This is a genomic window from Campylobacter sp. CNRCH_2015_1657, assembly GCF_025772685.1.
GTDB classification, from domain to species: domain Bacteria; phylum Campylobacterota; class Campylobacteria; order Campylobacterales; family Campylobacteraceae; genus Campylobacter_D; species Campylobacter_D lari_D.
Genome location: NZ_JAKMSO010000013.1, coordinates 1 through 18,403 on the forward strand (window position 1 = coordinate 1; position 18,403 = coordinate 18,403).

Below are 18,403 nucleotides of genomic sequence, written 5' to 3' on the forward strand. Positions count from 1 at the left end.
GAAGCACAAAGTCTAATATTATTAAAATAGTGAAAAGTTCCGAAACAAAAATACTGAGTAAAATCAACTTCTTTTCCAAAACCTATATATCTCCAAGCATCTCCATCAAGCGTCACATGAGAAGAATTATCAATAATTGCATCTATAGTCCACGGAGCTATCTTTGCAGATAATATACCCATATAAGCACCATGTGAAACCCCTACTACAATGGTTTTTAAATCTTTATTTTTAAAAATATTCGCTTTTACATAAAGCAAAGTATTTATCATATCAATTGTTTGCATAATACCATAATTTTGATATTCATCATTTGTAAGTTTTAAGCTCACACTTAAATCTAAATAATAATCTCTATCAAAATCCCAAGCGTCTTTCTTTTTTTGAATTTCTTTATTAAGATATTCCATAGCAGGATGAAATTCTTCAAAAGTATTAAGTTTTGATATATCATAAGAAATTTCTATGTCAATGGCTTTTAAGCTTGCATCAAAAATAAGTTTATCAATATCATCTAAATACCATTGTGCTCCAGTTTGAGGACGATTACCTATACCATGATAATTTACACTCAAAACTGCTACATTATATTTTGATGCAAAATACTCCATATTAAATTTTAAAACAGGATCTCTTATATCAGCACCAAGTCCTTGAATGATACACATTATAGCTTGAATTTCTTTTGTATCATCATATATAAGTTGAAATTCTAATTTACTTTCTCTTTTTATATTTAATTCCACATCATCACAAGAGTCTATAAAATAAGTTTGATTTATGAGCATGTTAAGCCTTTTAAAATAAAAATTCAATTATACTTACTTTTTTATAAATTTAAAGAGAAATCATGAAAAATCTTTGTATTATCCCTGCGCGCGGTGGTTCTAAGCGTATTCCTAGAAAAAATATTATTGATTTTTTGGGAAAACCATTGATTGCTTATAGCATAGAAAGTGCTTTAAATTCGGGTATTTTTGATGATGTAATTATTTCAAGTGATGATTATGAGATCATAGAAGTGGCTTTAAAGTATGGTGCTAAGGCTCCTTTTGTGCGTAAAAAAGAACTAAGTGATGATTATGCAAGTTCAACCGCTGTAATACAAGATGCCATCATCACTCTAGAAAAACAAGGTAAAATCTATGAAAATGTGTGTTGCTTATACGCAACTGCTCCACTTATAGATGAGTTTATCTTAAAAGAAGCTTTTGAACAATTTAGTCAAGAAGAATGTAAATTTTTATTTTCAGCTTGTGAGTTTGAATACCCTATACAAAGAGGTTTTTACCTTGATGAACAAAATAAAGTTTACATGTTTGATGAGTCAAATTATGATAAACGCTCACAAGATCTTACTAAGGCTTACCATGATGGTGGTGCATTTTATTTTGGCAAAAAAGAAGCGTGGCTAGAAGAAGATTTTATGTTTAAATCTCATTCTAAAGCTTTTTTACTTCCAAGAAATAAAATTTGCGATATTGACACTTTTGAAGACTTAGAATTTGCTAAAATACTATATAGATTTCAACAATAGAAACTATAAATTCTATAGTTTCTTGATTTTTAATTTCTATTTTATATAATATAAGCTTTTTCTTTTTAAATTTAAAGTATAATAAAGTAATTTTAGTTATATAATGAGGAAATATTATGCTACAAAAAAATATCAAAAGCATAAAAACAAAATTAAGTGAAACTTTATCAGCTATTAAAAAATCAAAATACAAGATTATTCAAGGTAATGATAGCTTAGATATAAATTTTTTAAATACTCAAGATAATACTCTAATTTATAAAAACCCTTTAGATGAATTAAATGCTATGTTAAAAATTTATAATGAAAAATATCGTCTATATCCTGTATTATATTTTTATGGATTTGGAAATGGAATTTTATATAAAGCTCTTTTGCAAAATCCCCATCATAAGATTATTATTGTTTTTGAAAAAGACTTAGAAATTATCCATAGTGCTTTTAGCGTGATGGATTTTAGCAAAGAATTACAAGAAGCTAGATTGGTAATAGCTGATACCAATACTTTAAATACAATTGATTATGAGCTAATGTGCAAACAACAACCTATGCTGAATTTTGCAAGAACATATTTTTTAGAACTACATTCTGATTATTATGAAAGATATCATGATAATATATTAAAAGTCAATAATAATATGTCAGAATACCTTAAAAAAGCTATGTTAGCATACGGAAATTTACCACTTGATGCACTTCAAGGTATAGAGCAATTTACCTATAATCTTCCTAAAATGTTAACCCATCCAAACTACAAAGAGCTCTTACAAAAAAGAAAAAATCTAAGTGATACTGCTATCATTGTTTCTACAGGACCAAGTCTTTCTAAACAACTTCCATTGTTAAAGCAATACGCTAGTAAAGCTACTATTTTTTGTGCGGATAGTGCTTACCCTATCTTAGCTAAACATAATATCAAACCTGATTATGTTTTATCTTTGGAAAGAATAGCTTTAACAAGTGAATTTTTTAATAATGATTTTGGCGATTTTGATAAAGATGTAACATTTGTTATAAAATCATATGCTCATCCTAATACAATGAAATATCTTGATAGTAATAATAGAAATTATTTATTAGTTTCCGTAACAGGAGCTATATTTATTAATTTCATGCAATTACATTCTTATGGTTATCTTGGAACTGGATGGAGTGTTGCAAATATGGCGTCTAATTTAGCATTTGATCTTGGACATAAAAACATTATTTTAATTGGACAAGATTTAGCCTATAGCGAAAGTGGAGTTTCGCATTCAAATGATTACACTTATCTTACAGATAGCTATAAAACCAAAAAATATTATAAAAGAGATTATGGGAAATACGAATGTGAAGCTTATGGAGGAAAAGGAGTAGTACAAAGTTCTTTCGCTTGGATCTTATTCCGCCAAAATTTTGAAAGTGATATTGTTTATTTTAACCATTATAATACAATTGTTTACAATTGTACCGAAGGTGGTGCTAGAATTGCAGGAGCCATAGAAAAGCCTTTTAAGCAAATATGCGAAAAATTATTAACAAAAGAACTAAAAAAGCCTTTTACTTCATTAGAAAATCCAACTTTAAACAAGCAAAATGAATTAATGCTTAAAGCACATACTAAAATCAAAAAAAGCATTTCGCATTGCCAAAATTTAAATAAAACTTTCAAAGAACAACTAATAAATTTAAAACAATCATATCAAAATATCCAAACCCAAGAAGATCTAAATATTCTAATAAAATGCATAGATGAAATTAAATCAAGTATTGAAGATAAGAACAACATACAAGAATTATACGAAACTCTAAATCCACTACTCATGCAGTTTGAGTTCAATCTTGCTAAAATTTATGTTTTAAATCCTATAAACGAAGATGATGTGTATAATAAATCTCTATTATGGATAAAAGAACATATTGATTGGCTTGAGTTAATTATAGCCCATATTGATGCTCATGAGCAAACCTTGCATAAAAGCATACTTCCACTACAAGAAACCATTATACAAAGAGGATATGGACATAAAATCAAATGAAAGTTCTTTTTAGAAGTGATAGTTCTAGCACCATAGGACACGGACATATCAAAAGAGATCTTTTGTTAGCTAAGCAATATCATGATGTATCTTTTGCATGTTTAGCTCTAGAAGGTTCTTTGATAGATGAAATTCCTTATCCTGTATATGAACTAACAAGTGCTAGTGTATATGAGCTAATCAATCTCATCAAAAAAGAAAAATTTGATCTTTTGATTATTGATCATTATGAAATTACTGCAGATGATGAAAAACTCATCAAGCTAGAAACAGGGGTTAAAATTCTAAGTTTTGATGATGAGATAAAAGAACATTTTTGTGACATTTTACTAAATGTTAATGCTTATGCTAAAGAAAGTGATTATGAGAATTTAGTGCCAAAATATTGTGAATTAAGATGTGGCTTTTCCTATGCTCTAATACGCGATGAATTTTACCAAGAAAGCAAGATAAAAAGAGAAAAAATTTATGATTATTTTATCTGTATAGGAGGAAGTGATCCAAAAAATATTTCCTTTGATATAGCAAACAAACTTAACAAAAACAAAACTATCATCATAGCTACCACAAAAGCAAATTCTCATCTAAACTCACTTCGAAAATTAAGCCAAAAAAACCCTAATATACAAATTCTCATTGACCAATCTAATCTTGCAAGATTGATGAATGAAAGCAAAAAACTCATCATTAGCGCAAGTTCATTGGTAAATGAAGCTTTAATTTTAAAAGCAAATTTTAAAGCCATAGCTTATGCTAAAAATCAAGAAAAACTTGCAACATGGCTTGCTAAAAAAGGCTATGAAGTGGAGAATTTTATATGATAATTTTAAAAGATTTTATCCATTTGACTCAAGAAGAAATCAAACTTGTTTTAAAATGGCGTAACGATGAAAGCATTGCTAAATTTATGAAAACGCAAAATATTAGCCTAGAAGTGCATTTAAACTTTTTATCTAGCTTAAAAACAAACGCAACTAAAAAATATTTTTTAGTATATGATGATGAAAATATCATAGGCGTGATTGATTTTATCAATATCACTAAACTTTCTTGTGAATTTGGGCTTTATGGCATAAAAAAAGGTGTAGGTGAGCTTTTAATGCAAGAAGTTAAAAACTATGCTTTCAATGTTTTAAAAATTCAAACTTTAAACGCATGTGTTTTCAAAGAAAATACAAAAGCTTTGAATTTATATTTAAAACATGGTTTTAAGATTGTTAAGACAAAAAAAGAATTATTTTATCTTGATAATGACATAAAAACAAAAAAACACTTTTTTATCATAGGAGGAGGGAGTCTTCAAGCAGATTTTTTGTATGAAGTAAAAAAATACTTCATAACACATGTATTTGACTATGATAATAAATGTTTTTTAAAAAAAGAAGCTGATATATTTCATCTTATAAGCATTCATGAGAAAGAAAAAATTTTACAATTAGCTAAGCAATATAATATTGTAGGTATAGGTACAACAGCTACAGAATTGGGAAATATAACATCTTGTTATGTAGGTGAACATTTAAATTTGGGACTAAATTCTTATGAGGTTGCTCTTAATACCACTGACAAATCAAGAATGAAGGATATTTTTAAAAAATATCACATTCCCACAGCTAAATATGAAAAAATATACAATATAAATGAGTTAAAAAATATAAAAATGAATTTTCCTTTAGTTGTAAAACCTAGTGATAGAAGTGCAGGTAGAGGTGTGGTGAAAGTATATGATATACAGCAACTTACAAAAGCATACTTAAATGCAAAAGAAATTTCTTACAATAAAATCGTTTTAGTCGAAGAAGTGATAGAAGGTTTGCAATATAGCGTAGAAACAATTACTTCAAATGGAAAACATCAAATTCTAGCTATCACAGAAGAATATCTACGAGATGATGAAAATAAAGATGATTTTTTAGAAACTCAACAACTTATTCCTGCTAGACTTTCAAAAGAGAATGAAAAAATTATAAAAAAAATTATATTAAAAACTTTAAAAGCTTTTGGAATTAAATATGGTGCATGCCATATTGAGCTAAAAATAAATAATAATAATGTAAAAATAATTGAAATTGCTAGTCGAGCTGGCGGTTGGAGAAATGTATTAATTGAACACTCCATAGGATTAAACTATAATACCTTAATATTGCAAAGTATATTAAAAAAGAAATTGCAAAATTACAAAATAGATGAGCAACACTATTGTTTAGTAAAAATGATTTTCACTAAACAAGATTTTGAATTTTACCAATTTTTAAAGAAAAATAAACCAAATATGATTATAAAAGATCATGTCCTTATAAACAAATCAACAGAATTTAACTACTCCTCATCATTATTAGACTCTAAGGGATATTATTATATAAAAATTCCAAAAAATGAAAATCCAGATAAATATTTATTTTCTTCATTTTTCTAACAATATCACATAATCACTATCACAAATATTATTATTTTCATGATATATTTCTAGAGTATTTATTTCTATATTGTTAAACATAGAAAAAACTCTTTTCACTTCTTCTTTGTCAAAAAAATACATATTCATTCCATTTTCAGCATAAGCTGAACGTTTTGGATTGTTTTCTTGTATTGTTATGCTGTATTTATCATTATTTTTTACTCCATGTTTATATCTATAATCATTTAAATTTCGAGTTAAAACAAAAGCTTTGCCATCTTGTTTTAAAACTCTATAAATCTCACAAGCTGCTTTTTCTATAACTTCTTTGTTATTATAATATAATACTCCCCAGCACAAAATTCCATCAAAGAATTCATTTTCATAAGGAAGTTCATTAACATTTGCTAATTCAACTTGAGCTTTTAAATTATATTGATTTAATAATTCTTTTGTATGTTTAACTCCACTATGTGAATAATCGCAACCATATGTAATATAATTATTTTCTGCTAGAAATTTTACATGCCTACCTGCTCCACAACCAAGATCTAAAATTTTAGACTCTTTTTTAAAATTCTTAAATACACATTTTATATAAATATCATGAGGATATATTGGCTGATGTTTGCTATTCCCATGAAGTTGTGTCCATTTTTCTTGATTATTCATTTTTTATCCTTTAAAGAGAGATTGTGAATGGTGTTTGCAATATGTTTTACCTCTTTTTGAATATCAAAATTATCTCTTAGTATTATATCACTAGCTTTTGGAATCTCAAATACCTGATCTACACCTACAATATTTGTAATTTTTTGTTTAAAAAAATTTTTACTATCTCTTTGCTTTCTAATATCCAAAGAAACATCAAGAAAAATTTCTAAATATCTTTCAAAATTTTTCCTATTATAACTTCTAATCTCATCAAACATAGAAATAGTTGATAATATTACTATAAAATTTTGCTTATATAAAATTTCAGATAATTTCACATAATATTTTGCCATTTTCAAACGAGAATCCTTAGAATATTTAAAATTTTCCACACAAGCTCTTAATTCATCTCCATCTAAAACAATTGATTTTTTTTGATATTCTTTTTGAAGATACTTTTGCAAAGCATAAGCTAAAGTAGTTTTTCCACTTCCACTTAAACCTGTAATAAAAACTAAAATTCCTTGCAAAAGTCCTCCTTCAGTTGTAAAATATTTTTAGGTCTACCAAGATTAGTTCTTGTTTGTTGTTTGACTTTAATCTCCAAAAAAACTAAACCATTAATTTTTTTTATTTCCTCAAGCTTTTTCTTGAGTTGTTTTATATTGGAAACACTAAAACAATAATCATAACCACAAGATTTAGCTAATTTAATGAACGAGGCATTTTTTGCGCTTGTAAATTGTCCACCTACACTATCATGAATTTCATTATTTAGCACCACATGCAAAAAATTTGAATACTTAAAATTTAATATAGAACCCAAATGCATTATAAAAGCACCATCACCATCTAAACACACAATCTTATTACTGCTATATTTTGATAAAACATATGCCAGAGAACTAGCGTATCCCATAGACCCTACAACCAAAAAATCATTACAATGATTTTGATTTTTAATTTTACGCAGCTCGTAACATTCTCTTGAAATATATCCCGTTGAAGTGATTATTTTAGCATCAATATACGCATCTTGTATTAAAGAAATAGCTTCCTCTCTAACAATGTTATATGTATTCTTCTTTCGTGCTAAATTATATGCATTAAAAGTATCTTTTTCTATTAAAAAAGCTATAATTTTTTTCTCACTCTTACACTTTTGTATTGCATTGCAAATTTGCTGTTTTGCTGTAGATAATTCTTTATCTAAAATATAATTTTCTATTTCACAAGCATTTAGAATATCTCTAGTAACTCTACCTTGTTTTGCATGTTGAGGCTCATCATCTTTTCCTCCTCTTAATCCTATAAATAATATCATTGGTATAGCATAAACCTCAGGATCTGCAAGCGATAAAATAGGATTAATAGCATTTCCTAGACCAGAATTTTGCATGTAAACACATGCAATTTGTTTTGTTGCTAAATGATATGCACTAGCAAAAGCTATTGCTTGTCCTTCATTAGATGCTATCAAAAATTGTTCTTTTGGTAAAATTTCCTCTAAAGCATTATTTATAGGCTTTAAAAGACTATCTGGAACACCAGCAAAAAAAGAAAATTTACTTTTTAAAAAAGTAGCAAACCCTAAAGAATCTATCATTGATTCCCTTTTATCAATTTAATTAAATCTAATGCTGATATATATTCCTTATCAGCCTCCAAACTTCTTCCATTCTGCAATATTAATGTAGCTGTTGTCTTCATAGCAGAATAAGCCGATCTCAATAGTTGATTTGCATATACCACCAAATTTACTCCAGCTCTTTCTAAATCTTGCTCGCTTAAAGAAGGATAATTTGTAGGTACAACCATTAAAGGTTTTCTATTGGTAAAATTATTATATTTTTCACAAAATTCTAAAATCTCAAGCCCATCTTTTTGTCTAGAATGTATCATAATGGCATCAGCACCTGCTTCAATATATGCATGAGCTCTTGTTAGCGCATCATCTATTCCTTTTTGCAAAATCAAGCTTTCTATCCGTGCAATAATCATAAATTCCTTACTTAGTTGAGCTTGCTTTCCTTTTTGTATTTTTAAACAAAAATTATCTATTGTATCTTGTGTATGTCGCAAATCAGAATCACATAAAGAATTTTGCTTTAGTCCTATTTTATCTTCTATCACAATAGCACTAACACCCAATCGCTCTAATCTTTTAACTGTTAAAACAAAATGTGGAATTTGAGAGCCAGTATCTCCATCATATATAATAGGTTTTGTACAAACTTCTAATATATCATTAACTGTAGTTATCCTAGAAGTTAAATCAACAAATTCATTATCTGGTTTCCCTTTTGAACTAGAATCAGTTAAAGAACTCAACCACAAAAAATCGAAAGACTGATTATTACCATATCTATCTTTTATTACAAGATCTTCAATAATCATTGCGCTTAATCCGCTATGAGCTTCAATTCCTTTAATAACATTTTTTACCTGCAATGCTCTTTTTAATGATCCTAGTCTTTCATGAGGAAAAATACCTAATTCTTTAATTTGCTTAATTAAAAAACTAGAGGAAATATCTTGCGTATATTTAGGCTCTATAATTTTCCCACCCCAAGTTTGCATCAATTTAATAGCTCTTTGACGCGAAGAATCTAAAGGTCCGCTTTTCCAATCATCTCCATGCACTAAAAAATCTGGTTTATATTTTAATAAATTTCTATCATAATCTTTTTCATCCTGCAAAACAACCTCATCAACACCTTTTATTGACTGTAAGATTAATTTTCTTTGGTCATAACTCATTAGCGGAATTCTTTTATAACTAGATATAGCTTTATCAGAAAAAAGTCCGACAATTACATATCCTAATTTTGAAGCTTCATTTATAATATTTAAATGACCAGGATGTATAATATCAGCAGCCATTGGAACATAAACTATTTTTTTTTCCAACTCTTATCCTTTAAATAAACAAGTATCACACAATTTTGTCGATTTTAAACATCCATTTTTATGAGCCAATCTAAGTTCATTCATTTTATCGCTATGCCAAATTTGATAAATACTATTATTGTTAATATTTCCAACAGCTATATGTTTTGCACGGTGGCTTGCACAAGGAACTACCAATCCATCTCCATGTATAAATAAAGACTCAAAAGGATAAGAGCATCTTTGCTTACCAGAAATTGGAGATTCGGATATAGCTAAACTTCTATCATCATCAAAAGGCGATATTGGGACATAGCGCTGAATTGACACATAATCTGCCTTATCTACCCAATATCTTTTAAAATCTTCTAATTCATGTTTATTTACTTCTTGCAATAAAAAACTTACCCTTATTATTGGAAGTTTTATATTCATTTTTTCTTTTAAATTTATAAAATTTTCTATATTTTGAAGAACATTTTTAAAATTTAAACCAAGTCTAATTTTATTATATGTTTCTTCGGTATAAGCATCTATGCTAAAATTCATTCTAGTAATGTTTGTATCAAGTAACTTCTTAGACATATCCTCCGTTAATAAAGAAGCATTGGTGTTAAAATGAATATCAATTATATTTTTTTTACTACTAACATATTGCAATCTTTCGATAATATCAGGGTCCAATAAAGGTTCATTTGTTTGAGAGACACCAATAGAAGGACATTGATGTTCGTCGCATTCATCTACTAATTTCTTAAAAGTATTAAAAGATAAATAACCTTTGTATCTATAATCATCTCTCAAATCTGCATGTCCATGCACACACATAATACATCTAGCATTGCATTTAAATTGATTCTCAAATCTTACAAACAAAGGAAAATCTTGAAAAATACACTTAGAAGCATCATTCCATTTTTTTCTATACTCTGTCCATTTGCTACCATATTTTTCAATAAAAATAGCATCAATATCTTTTTTGGAATTATTAACAACTCTACCAGCAGAAGTCGATTCTGTTTTTATATCTGACATTTTACACCTTTTTTTCTAATTTTTCATTTATTTTTAATTCTATTAACCTATAAATTAAGTCAAAAATATACAAAGAAGCTATAACACAAAACATTGCTTTTATCTTACCAAACAATAAAAAAAGACTAACTAAAAAAAGCATCATAGAACAATCCATTCCAAGTAAAAAATTTCTGTCAAGTAACCATTTTTTAACTCCAAATCTTTGAATTTTTTTTAATTTTCTTAACTTTTTAGCAAAATAAAACATTCCAAAAAAATTATGTATATTCATACTTAAAAGTACCAAAATCATAAAATATATAGATATATGCGTCGAAAAAGTTAAAACAATAAAAATCATATTAAAAAAAATATTATCATTTATCCGATCCAATCTAGAACCTATATAAGTTTTTTTATTAGTATATCGTGCAAGCATACCATCTGTATGATCAATCAAAGCATAACATTGTACCAATAACGCACCTAGGATAAAATGATTATGATAAAGACAGTATAAGATAAAAGGAAACAATAAAGTATTTAAAAAAGTGACTAATATAGGATGTATATTTTTTTTAGCTAAAAATGGTAAAATTCTACTTATAATTATTATCCGATATACATATTCTATTATATACATACTTTTATCTTCTAAACGATGATGCTTTTTTATTTTTATTCTATCCATAACTCCAACCTAAAACAACTCATCAATTATTTTCTCTAATTTTTCATATTTTTTATATGATTTCATGCTATATTGCATATTTAGTCTATTATTATAATTACTTTTTTCTAAAAAAATAGCAATATCTTTTATATTTTTAGCATAATATAGTATATTTTTATCACTTCCATATTGGGCTAATCTTTTCTGATCTTCACTTAAAACTATACCAATTATAGGTATTTTTAAAAATAAAAATTCATAAACAGTTTGCCCGCAAGCGCAAATTCCTATATCGTTTTTAACCATTAAATCAGACATTACTGGATTTTGAAAAAACACAATATTTTTATGTCTAATTTTTATTAGTTCATCTTTAAACTTAAAAGCTCCTCCTATAACAACATTTAAAGTAATATTGTTTTTTTCTATAAAAGGTAAAATAATACTAATAATTTTATAAGTTAAATTTTTATCATCACTTCCACCTAAAGTTAATAAAATATTCTTTATTTCAGGACGAATTTTAATAGGTGTTTTTTTATAAAATTCGTCTCTTAAAAATTGATAATCAAATAATAATTTTGTTGCAATGTTTGTATTATACTGTAACTCCTTTGCATAGGGATTAGGATTGATTAAAATATCAACATCATAGTATTTTAATACACACTCATCATCTATGCATATAATCTTCTCAAAATATTTTTTACTATAAGTAAAAAAATCATCATTTATCATACAATCATCGCATAATAAATAATTAGAATTAATATCAATAATATCTTCAGATTTGTCAATTAAAACTAATTCAAAACAAGAATCCTTGATCAATCTATGGCCTGAAATAAAATTATTTTTATTTAAACTAACAAAAACTATATTAAAGATTTCTTTTAATTTAGAAGCCAAAAATAAAGTTCTCATAATATGACCAAGTCCTATACTAAATCCTCCATTAGTATATATTAACATTTTCTTCATTTTTCTAACAATATCACATAATCACTATCACAAATATTATTATTTTCATGATATATTTCTAGAGTATTTATTTCTATATTGTTAAACATAGAAAAAACTCTTTTCACTTCTTCTTTGTCAAAAAAATACATATTCATTCCATTTTCAGCATAAGCTGAACGTTTTGGATTGTTTTCTTGTATTGTTATGCTGTATTTATCATTATTTTTTACTCCATGTTTATATCTATAATCATTTAAATTTCGAGTTAAAACAAAAGCTTTGCCATCTTGTTTTAAAACTCTATAAATCTCACAAGCTGCTTTTTCTATAACTTCTTTGTTATTATAATATAATACTCCCCAGCACAAAATTCCATCAAAGAATTCATTTTCATAAGGAAGTTCATTAACATTTGCTAATTCAACTTGAGCTTTTAAATTATATTGATTTAATAATTCTTTTGTATGTTTAACTCCACTATGTGAATAATCGCAACCATATGTAATATAATTATTTTCTGCTAGAAATTTTACATGCCTACCTGCTCCACAACCAAGATCTAAAATTTTAGACTCTTTTTTAAAATTCTTAAATACACATTTTATATAAATATCATGAGGATATATTGGCTGATGTTTGCTATTCCCATGAAGTTGTGTCCATTTTTCTTGATTATTCATTTTTTATCCTTTAAAGAGAGATTGTGAATGGTGTAAAGTATTTTTTTTATATTGTCTTGAATTTTTTCCATACTAGTTTTTTCATCAAGCCATAAATTTACTATTTGATTTTCCAAAATAATACTATTTTTCAATGCTTTTTTTTTAAAAATTTTATTACATCCTATATACCAAGAACTACAATCAATATTATTTTTTCTTAAATTTACTAATAATTTTTCTCTATCACCCAAAAATCTAAAGGTATACCTCCATGCAATACTATTATGTGACAATTTTGGATGAATAATTAAATCATGAATCATTTCTTGCTTATATATTTGCATCTTTTTAATTCTATTTTTACATATATGCTCTAATTGTTCTAATTTTTTGTATAAAATAAAATTATATTGTTCTACTTTGTAAAATTTTGTATATTTTAACAATAACTCTTGAAATTTAGTAAAATAATTATCATTTGATTTGTCTAGATTATAAAATTCTTTGCGATATTCTTGTAAATTATAATCTAAATCATCAAGAATAGGACTAGCAAGAGTATTATTAATACATCTTAACTTACTTAAGTCATTCATACTTAATATCCCCCCCCCCATAAAATCATTATCTAAAAATTTTGTATGTCCAAAACTAAATATAGATAAATCACAAAGTGGATTAACTTTATATGTTTGAGCACAATCTTCAATAATAAATATATCATGAAATTTGCAAAAATTGATAATATCATTGCTGCATATATGTCCATAAACATGAGCTAACAATAATGCATCAAAATTATTAATTTTATAAATTTGTTTTATACTATCCAAATCCATTACATAATCATCTAAACTAATATCACAAAATTCATAGTCTAATCCTGCTCTAATAGCTGCTATAACTACCTGAGGACATATAATATTTGGAATTAAAATTTTTGTCCTACCTAACGATTTTATATATAAAAAACTAATATATAAAGCACTAGTTCCAGAATGAGTATATAGGCAATGATGTACATTAAATTTATAAGCAATTTCTGATTCTAATTCTTGAAATTGATTTACAATCATAAGGCAATCCTCACGGGGATATCATTTTTTAAAAGCTCATTTTTAACATCATTTGGAGTATATTGACTAAAATGAAATATATAAGCACCAGCTAATGCATTCGCACCAAGTTGTATGGCCTTTACCCCATCTTGAGGTTTAGAAAGTCCTCCATTGATAATGAGTGGAATTTTTAATTTACCTTTGAAATACTCTAGTAATTCCCAATCATACCCCAAAGAACTTCCTTCTTTATCAACACTTGTTAAAAGTATCTCCCCTGCTCCTAAAGATTCGTATTGTAATGCAAGTTCTAGCGGATCAATATCTAAAATTTCATTATTAAAAACTTTAAATTTATTTTTGTCTTTTTTTACATCAACCGAGCATACTACACAAGAGCTTCCAAAAGTATTTGCCACCTTTTTGACAAAATCTAGATCTTGCAAAGCCATAGAATTAATACTAATTTTATCAGCACCTATATCTAACACTTTTCTAATATCTTCTAAAGTTCTAATTCCACCTCCAATGGTTAAAGGCATAAAGCATTCATTAGCTATATCTTCTAAGCTTTCAAAATCTATAACACCATTTTTATTGATATCCAAAACTATAAGCTCATCAACATTTCTAGCATTATATATCCTAGCTGTGCTTATTACATGCCCTATAGTTCTAAAAGAAGAAAAATTGATACTTTTTACAAGCTGATGATCTTTTAATAACACGCAAGGTATAATTCTTGTTTTAAGCATACTAGGCCTTTAAATTTGCAAAATTTTCCAAAAGTTTCAAACCTACATTTTGGCTTTTTTCAGGGTGAAATTGCACAGCAAAAATATTATCTTTTTCAAAACTTGCACAAAAAGGTTTTTCATACTCACAAAAAGAAGTTTCCACACTTTCTAAACACTCTACATAATAAGAATGCACAAAATAAAAATCACTTTTTTCTAAAATTCCATCAAATAGCTTGCTTTTTTTATCACTAAATTGTAAATCATCCCAACCACTATGCAATAATTTTTCTTTACTTAAATCAAATTTCAAAACCTTTGCTTTTATAAAATCAAGCCCTTCGCACTCTCCGCCCTCATATCCCTTACTAGCAAAAAGTTGCATACCAAGACAAATCCCCAAAATAGGCTTTTTATCTTTTAAAACACATTCTTTTAAAAGCTCATCTAGTGCAAGTTTTTTTAAATTTTCCATACCTTTTTTAAAAGATCCAACGCCTGGTAAAACTAATTTAGAGGCATTTTTTATATCTTCTTTTTTAGAACTTATAATCACTTCTTGATTAAGTTTTTCAAAAGCTTTCAAAACAGATTTAAAATTTCCAAGATGATAATCAACAATACAAATCATTTCAAAACAAACTCATCTTTTTTTATCAATGATCCATCACTATCTCTTAAGAATTTACCATTTTCATCGCGTTTAAATATCTTTTTATTAGTATAAGAATCTACAATTTTTTCAAATTCTTTTTCACTAAAACCACTAAATTCCAAATACTTCTTAATAGCCTTTTTAGGTGGCTTTCCATCATATTTATTTACAAGCCTCACGCCCTCTTCACGGCTAATATAGCCAAGTCTTATATCCAAGCATGCATTATCCGTAGCTCTTCCAAAACCATATTTGCAGTATTTTAAATAATCATGCACATGATTTGAATAACAATCTAAATTTTCAAAATTCTCATAAGTAGTTTCAACTGGTTTTGTACTAGTTTTAAAGCCATTTTCTTTAGATATTTTTAAATTATACTTATAATCCCATTTAAAATAATATCCCAAAAATAACCCTGTAACTCCTACTCTTTGAAGCTCTTCATCACTTGGATAAGTATAAAAATATAAATCCTTTTCTCTAATACCATCAACACCAATCATATCAGAAATTCTATTACCCAAAAGTCCGCCAAATTCTTCAAGCCACTCTCTACCTAAAGTGTTTTTTTCTTTAGAGCTAGCTGGCCCACCATACTCAATCTGCGGACTTTCCCCCCAAATAATCAAAGGAATACCAAAAGCAACAGCTACTTTTGGAACACATGTAAAAATCCCCAAATGGTTTTGCCATTCATTATCACCCGTTCTTATAAAAGCTTCGCGGGCTAATTTTTTATACACCAAAGGATTTCTTTTGATATGGATTAAATCAACACCAAGATTATTTAAATTTTTTAAATTCTTTTTACCTATTTTAGTAGGAATACTTGGTTCAAAACAAACACACAAAGGATTAAGTCCAAGTTCAAGACATTTTAAAACTTGAAAGGTAGAATCCTTACCACCACTTACTCCTATCACACAATCATACACAGGATGTTTTTTATATTTTTTAACGAGTTCTAGAAATTCTTTTTCACGCTCTTGCCAATTTATCTCATGATTTTTAGCTTCTTGCGAGCAACACGCATCACAAATTCCCTCATCATTAAAATGCAAATCAGGTTTAGTATCTGGCATAACGCATTTTTTACAAAATTTCATATTAACTCCAAAAAATCTTTATAGTCATCATAAATCGACTATGATTATATTTTCTAAAGATAAATAAATTTTATTTTGTTACAATATTTTTTATTTAAAGGTTTATAAATTATGGATTTAACTTTACTTCCTTATATGATTATAGGAATTTTTTCAGGTATGGCTTCAGGGGTTTTTGGCATAGGTGGTGGTATGATTATCGTTCCTTTCATGCTTACTTTAGGACTTAGCTCTCATCATGCTGTTGCAATTTCTGTTGTACAAATGATTTTTGCTTCTATTTTTGGCTCCTATTTAAACTATAAAAAGAAAAATTTAATCTTAAAAGATGGACTTATCATAGGCTTTGGAGGCTTTTTAGGTGCGATGTTTAGCGGGCTTTTACTCTCATATTTTTCAGATATAACCTTAACAAGTATTTTTCTATGCGTGAGTATTGTATTCTTTTTAAAATTTGCTTTTAATCAAAAAAGCACCATTGGAAACATTAACCACTCTAATATCTTAAAAAATTCTATTTTGCTAATTTGTGGCGTATTTACAGGAATTTTTGCTATATCTTTAGGAATTGGTGGTGGGCTTTTAATTACCCCTATTTTAGCTTATTTTTTAGGCTATGATACTAAAAAAGTAGTGCCACTTAGTTTATTTTTTGTAATATTTGCTTCAATTTCAGGAATTAGTTCTTTTGTGTATAATGATATCATTGATAAAGAAGTGTTACAAAATGGAAGCTTAGTAGGATTTAGCTCTATGCTAGGAGTTTATCTTGGTATAAAAATCATGGAAAAAATCAATCTTAAATCCCACCGCATAGCACTTTTAGGTATTTACACCCTTTCTATAACTATGACCATTATAAGCTTGATTAAAAAGCTAAATTTATTTTAATCTATCGGCAAATTTTTGTCTATTGGAAGTATAAACAAAGCTTAAAACCTCTGCCACTGCTTTAAAAAGCTCTGGTGGAATAAGATCATTTACCTCGCAAGCTTTATAAAGTTCTCTAGCTAAAGGAGGATTTTCATAAATCATAACATTGTATTCATATGCCATATCTTTAATACGCAAAGCTAAAAAATCCACTCCTTTAGCTAAAACTTTTGGTGCAGCTTCTTTGGAACTATCATAACGCAAAGCAACCGCATAGTGGGTAGGGTTAGTAATCACAACATCAGCACTAGCAACGTCTTGCACCATTCTACGCCTTGCTGCTTCCATTTGCAAACGACGAATTCTTCCTTTTACTAAAGGGTCTCCCTCGCTTTGTTTAAATTCATCTTTAACTTCTTGCTTACTCATGCGTAAGTTTTTAAAGTATTGATACCTTACCAAAAGTACATCTAAAAGCCCTATAATCAAAAAAGCTATGATAACAATAGCTGCAAGTATAATAGCTTTATCCCTAAGCCATAAAAGTTGTGGATAAATCGTATAAAGTTCTACTCTAGGAAGTTCTTTCATAAATTGCAATAAAAAAACAAAAGCTATACCAAATACAACACCGACTTTAAGTATAATTTTCAAAGCTTCAATAATCTTTTTTAAAGAAAAAAGATTTTTAAGCCCGTTAATAGGATTAATTTTATTAAAATTTGGAGTAATGGGCTTAGTAGTAAAAATAAAACCAAACTGCATTAGATTTCCAAGCACACCCGCTACCATAATTACTAAAGTAATGGGCAATACCATAATAAACATCTCTATCATAGTTTTTATAATGATTTTTTGTAAAATCTTTAAATCAATTTCAATGCCTATAAAACTTTGATAAAAACGATATAAACCGCTAATTCTCTCACCTATAAAAGGCATCATAAACAACACCACAACCACAGCTATAATAAGTACAGCCACAGCAGATGCATCTTGGCTTTTTGGGACATTTCCTTCTTGTCGCGCATCTTCTATTTTCTTGGATGTGGGTTCTTCTGTTTTCTCTTGATCATCAGCAGCCATAAAAAAACCTTTAAAAAATTTAAAGCAAGATTATAGCATTTTATCAAGTATCTGCTAATAAAATCTTATATCAC

The 18,403-nt window shown here is 27.4% G+C and carries 19 protein-coding genes and 1 pseudogene; 6 read left to right on the forward strand and 14 right to left on the reverse strand.

Annotated features, from left to right (window positions below):
* On the reverse strand, nucleotides 1-788 hold a 788-nt coding region (locus L8X27_RS07485; protein WP_263681171.1), incomplete at its 3' end, for a DUF2920 family protein.
* Nucleotides 789-850: 62 nt separating this feature from the next.
* On the opposite strand from L8X27_RS07485, the gene pseF reads away from it, so the two are divergent.
* From pseF to L8X27_RS07510, 5 genes and pseudogenes are all read left to right on the forward strand, one after another.
* On the forward strand, nucleotides 851-1,537 hold the full coding sequence (gene pseF, locus L8X27_RS07490; RefSeq protein WP_263671791.1) for a pseudaminic acid cytidylyltransferase: 687 nt from the start codon (nucleotides 851-853) through the stop codon (nucleotides 1,535-1,537).
* A 116-nt stretch (nucleotides 1,538-1,653) separates the two neighbouring features.
* On the forward strand, nucleotides 1,654-3,555 hold the full coding sequence (locus tag L8X27_RS07495) for a motility associated factor glycosyltransferase family protein (RefSeq protein ID WP_263671792.1): 1,902 nt from the start codon (nucleotides 1,654-1,656) through the stop codon (nucleotides 3,553-3,555).
* On the forward strand, nucleotides 3,552-4,376 hold the full coding sequence (gene pseG / locus L8X27_RS07500) for a UDP-2,4-diacetamido-2,4,6-trideoxy-beta-L-altropyranose hydrolase (RefSeq protein WP_263659985.1): 825 nt from the start codon (nucleotides 3,552-3,554) through the stop codon (nucleotides 4,374-4,376). Before L8X27_RS07495 ends, pseG (L8X27_RS07500) begins: the two co-directional genes overlap by 4 nt.
* Nucleotides 4,373-4,801: pseudogene (gene pseH / locus L8X27_RS07505) on the forward strand (UDP-4-amino-4,6-dideoxy-N-acetyl-beta-L-altrosamine N-acetyltransferase); the annotation flags it as partial. The gene pseG (L8X27_RS07500) and the pseudogene pseH, both read left to right, overlap by 4 nt.
* Before the next feature lie 9 nt (nucleotides 4,802-4,810).
* The gene (locus L8X27_RS07510; protein ID WP_412175108.1) at nucleotides 4,811-5,971 is read left to right on the forward strand and encodes an ATP-grasp domain-containing protein; all 1,161 of its coding nucleotides are present in this window, start codon (nucleotides 4,811-4,813) and stop codon (nucleotides 5,969-5,971) included.
* Here the strand turns inward: L8X27_RS07510 and L8X27_RS07515 are convergent.
* Genes L8X27_RS07515 through L8X27_RS07570 form a run of 12 tightly spaced genes read right to left on the reverse strand, consistent with a single transcriptional unit; the run spans nucleotide 5,960 to nucleotide 16,370 of the window.
* Complete coding sequence (locus L8X27_RS07515) at nucleotides 5,960-6,625, reverse strand: class I SAM-dependent methyltransferase (protein WP_133319980.1); 666 nt, start codon at nucleotides 6,623-6,625, stop codon at nucleotides 5,960-5,962. The genes L8X27_RS07510 and L8X27_RS07515 overlap by 12 nt on opposite strands.
* Nucleotides 6,622-7,137 carry an adenylyl-sulfate kinase gene (locus L8X27_RS07520; RefSeq protein WP_263671793.1) on the reverse strand — a complete coding sequence of 172 codons (516 nt, stop codon included), beginning with the start codon at nucleotides 7,135-7,137 and terminating at the stop codon, nucleotides 6,622-6,624. The genes L8X27_RS07515 and L8X27_RS07520 overlap by 4 nt, the downstream gene beginning before the upstream one ends.
* Nucleotides 7,122-8,213 carry a phosphonopyruvate decarboxylase gene (gene aepY, locus L8X27_RS07525; protein ID WP_263671794.1) on the reverse strand — a complete coding sequence of 364 codons (1,092 nt, stop codon included), beginning with the start codon at nucleotides 8,211-8,213 and terminating at the stop codon, nucleotides 7,122-7,124. Before aepY ends, L8X27_RS07520 begins: the two co-directional genes overlap by 16 nt.
* A complete protein-coding gene (gene aepX / locus L8X27_RS07530; RefSeq protein ID WP_263671795.1) occupies nucleotides 8,210-9,517 on the reverse strand; it encodes a phosphoenolpyruvate mutase in 1,308 nt (435 codons plus the stop codon). Before aepX ends, aepY begins: the two co-directional genes overlap by 4 nt.
* A 3-nt stretch (nucleotides 9,518-9,520) precedes the next feature.
* Nucleotides 9,521-10,531 carry a radical SAM/SPASM domain-containing protein gene (locus L8X27_RS07535; protein WP_263671797.1) on the reverse strand — a complete coding sequence of 337 codons (1,011 nt, stop codon included), beginning with the start codon at nucleotides 10,529-10,531 and terminating at the stop codon, nucleotides 9,521-9,523.
* A gap of 1 nt (nucleotide 10,532) precedes the next feature.
* Nucleotides 10,533-11,204: a CDP-alcohol phosphatidyltransferase family protein gene (locus L8X27_RS07540; protein WP_263671799.1), complete on the reverse strand. Its 672-nt coding sequence runs from the start codon at nucleotides 11,202-11,204 to the stop codon at nucleotides 10,533-10,535.
* A gap of 9 nt (nucleotides 11,205-11,213) precedes the next feature.
* Entirely contained in the window at nucleotides 11,214-12,158 is a 945-nt protein-coding gene (gene pseG / locus L8X27_RS07545) for a UDP-2,4-diacetamido-2,4,6-trideoxy-beta-L-altropyranose hydrolase (protein WP_263671800.1), read from the reverse strand.
* A 5-nt stretch (nucleotides 12,159-12,163) separates the two neighbouring features.
* Nucleotides 12,164-12,829: a class I SAM-dependent methyltransferase gene (locus L8X27_RS07550; RefSeq protein ID WP_133319980.1), complete on the reverse strand. Its 666-nt coding sequence runs from the start codon at nucleotides 12,827-12,829 to the stop codon at nucleotides 12,164-12,166.
* A complete protein-coding gene (locus L8X27_RS07555) occupies nucleotides 12,826-13,887 on the reverse strand; it encodes a DegT/DnrJ/EryC1/StrS family aminotransferase (protein ID WP_263660815.1) in 1,062 nt (353 codons plus the stop codon). The genes L8X27_RS07550 and L8X27_RS07555 overlap by 4 nt, the downstream gene beginning before the upstream one ends.
* Nucleotides 13,884-14,624: a HisA/HisF-related TIM barrel protein gene (locus tag L8X27_RS07560; RefSeq protein WP_263671802.1), complete on the reverse strand. Its 741-nt coding sequence runs from the start codon at nucleotides 14,622-14,624 to the stop codon at nucleotides 13,884-13,886. The genes L8X27_RS07555 and L8X27_RS07560 overlap by 4 nt, the downstream gene beginning before the upstream one ends.
* A 1-nt stretch (nucleotide 14,625) precedes the next feature.
* A complete protein-coding gene (gene hisH / locus L8X27_RS07565; RefSeq protein ID WP_263671804.1) occupies nucleotides 14,626-15,237 on the reverse strand; it encodes an imidazole glycerol phosphate synthase subunit HisH in 612 nt (203 codons plus the stop codon).
* On the reverse strand, nucleotides 15,234-16,370 hold the full coding sequence (locus L8X27_RS07570) for an N-acetyl sugar amidotransferase (protein ID WP_133319970.1): 1,137 nt from the start codon (nucleotides 16,368-16,370) through the stop codon (nucleotides 15,234-15,236). Before L8X27_RS07570 ends, hisH begins: the two co-directional genes overlap by 4 nt.
* Before the next feature lie 111 nt (nucleotides 16,371-16,481).
* On the opposite strand from L8X27_RS07570, the gene L8X27_RS07575 reads away from it, so the two are divergent.
* Nucleotides 16,482-17,261 carry a sulfite exporter TauE/SafE family protein gene (locus tag L8X27_RS07575; RefSeq protein ID WP_133319971.1) on the forward strand — a complete coding sequence of 260 codons (780 nt, stop codon included), beginning with the start codon at nucleotides 16,482-16,484 and terminating at the stop codon, nucleotides 17,259-17,261.
* Here L8X27_RS07575 and flhB read toward each other — a convergent pair.
* Complete coding sequence (gene flhB, locus L8X27_RS07580; protein ID WP_133319972.1) at nucleotides 17,253-18,329, reverse strand: flagellar biosynthesis protein FlhB; 1,077 nt, start codon at nucleotides 18,327-18,329, stop codon at nucleotides 17,253-17,255. The two genes, L8X27_RS07575 and flhB, sit on opposite strands and share 9 nt — an antisense overlap.
* Between the last annotated feature and the right edge of the window lie 74 nt (nucleotides 18,330-18,403).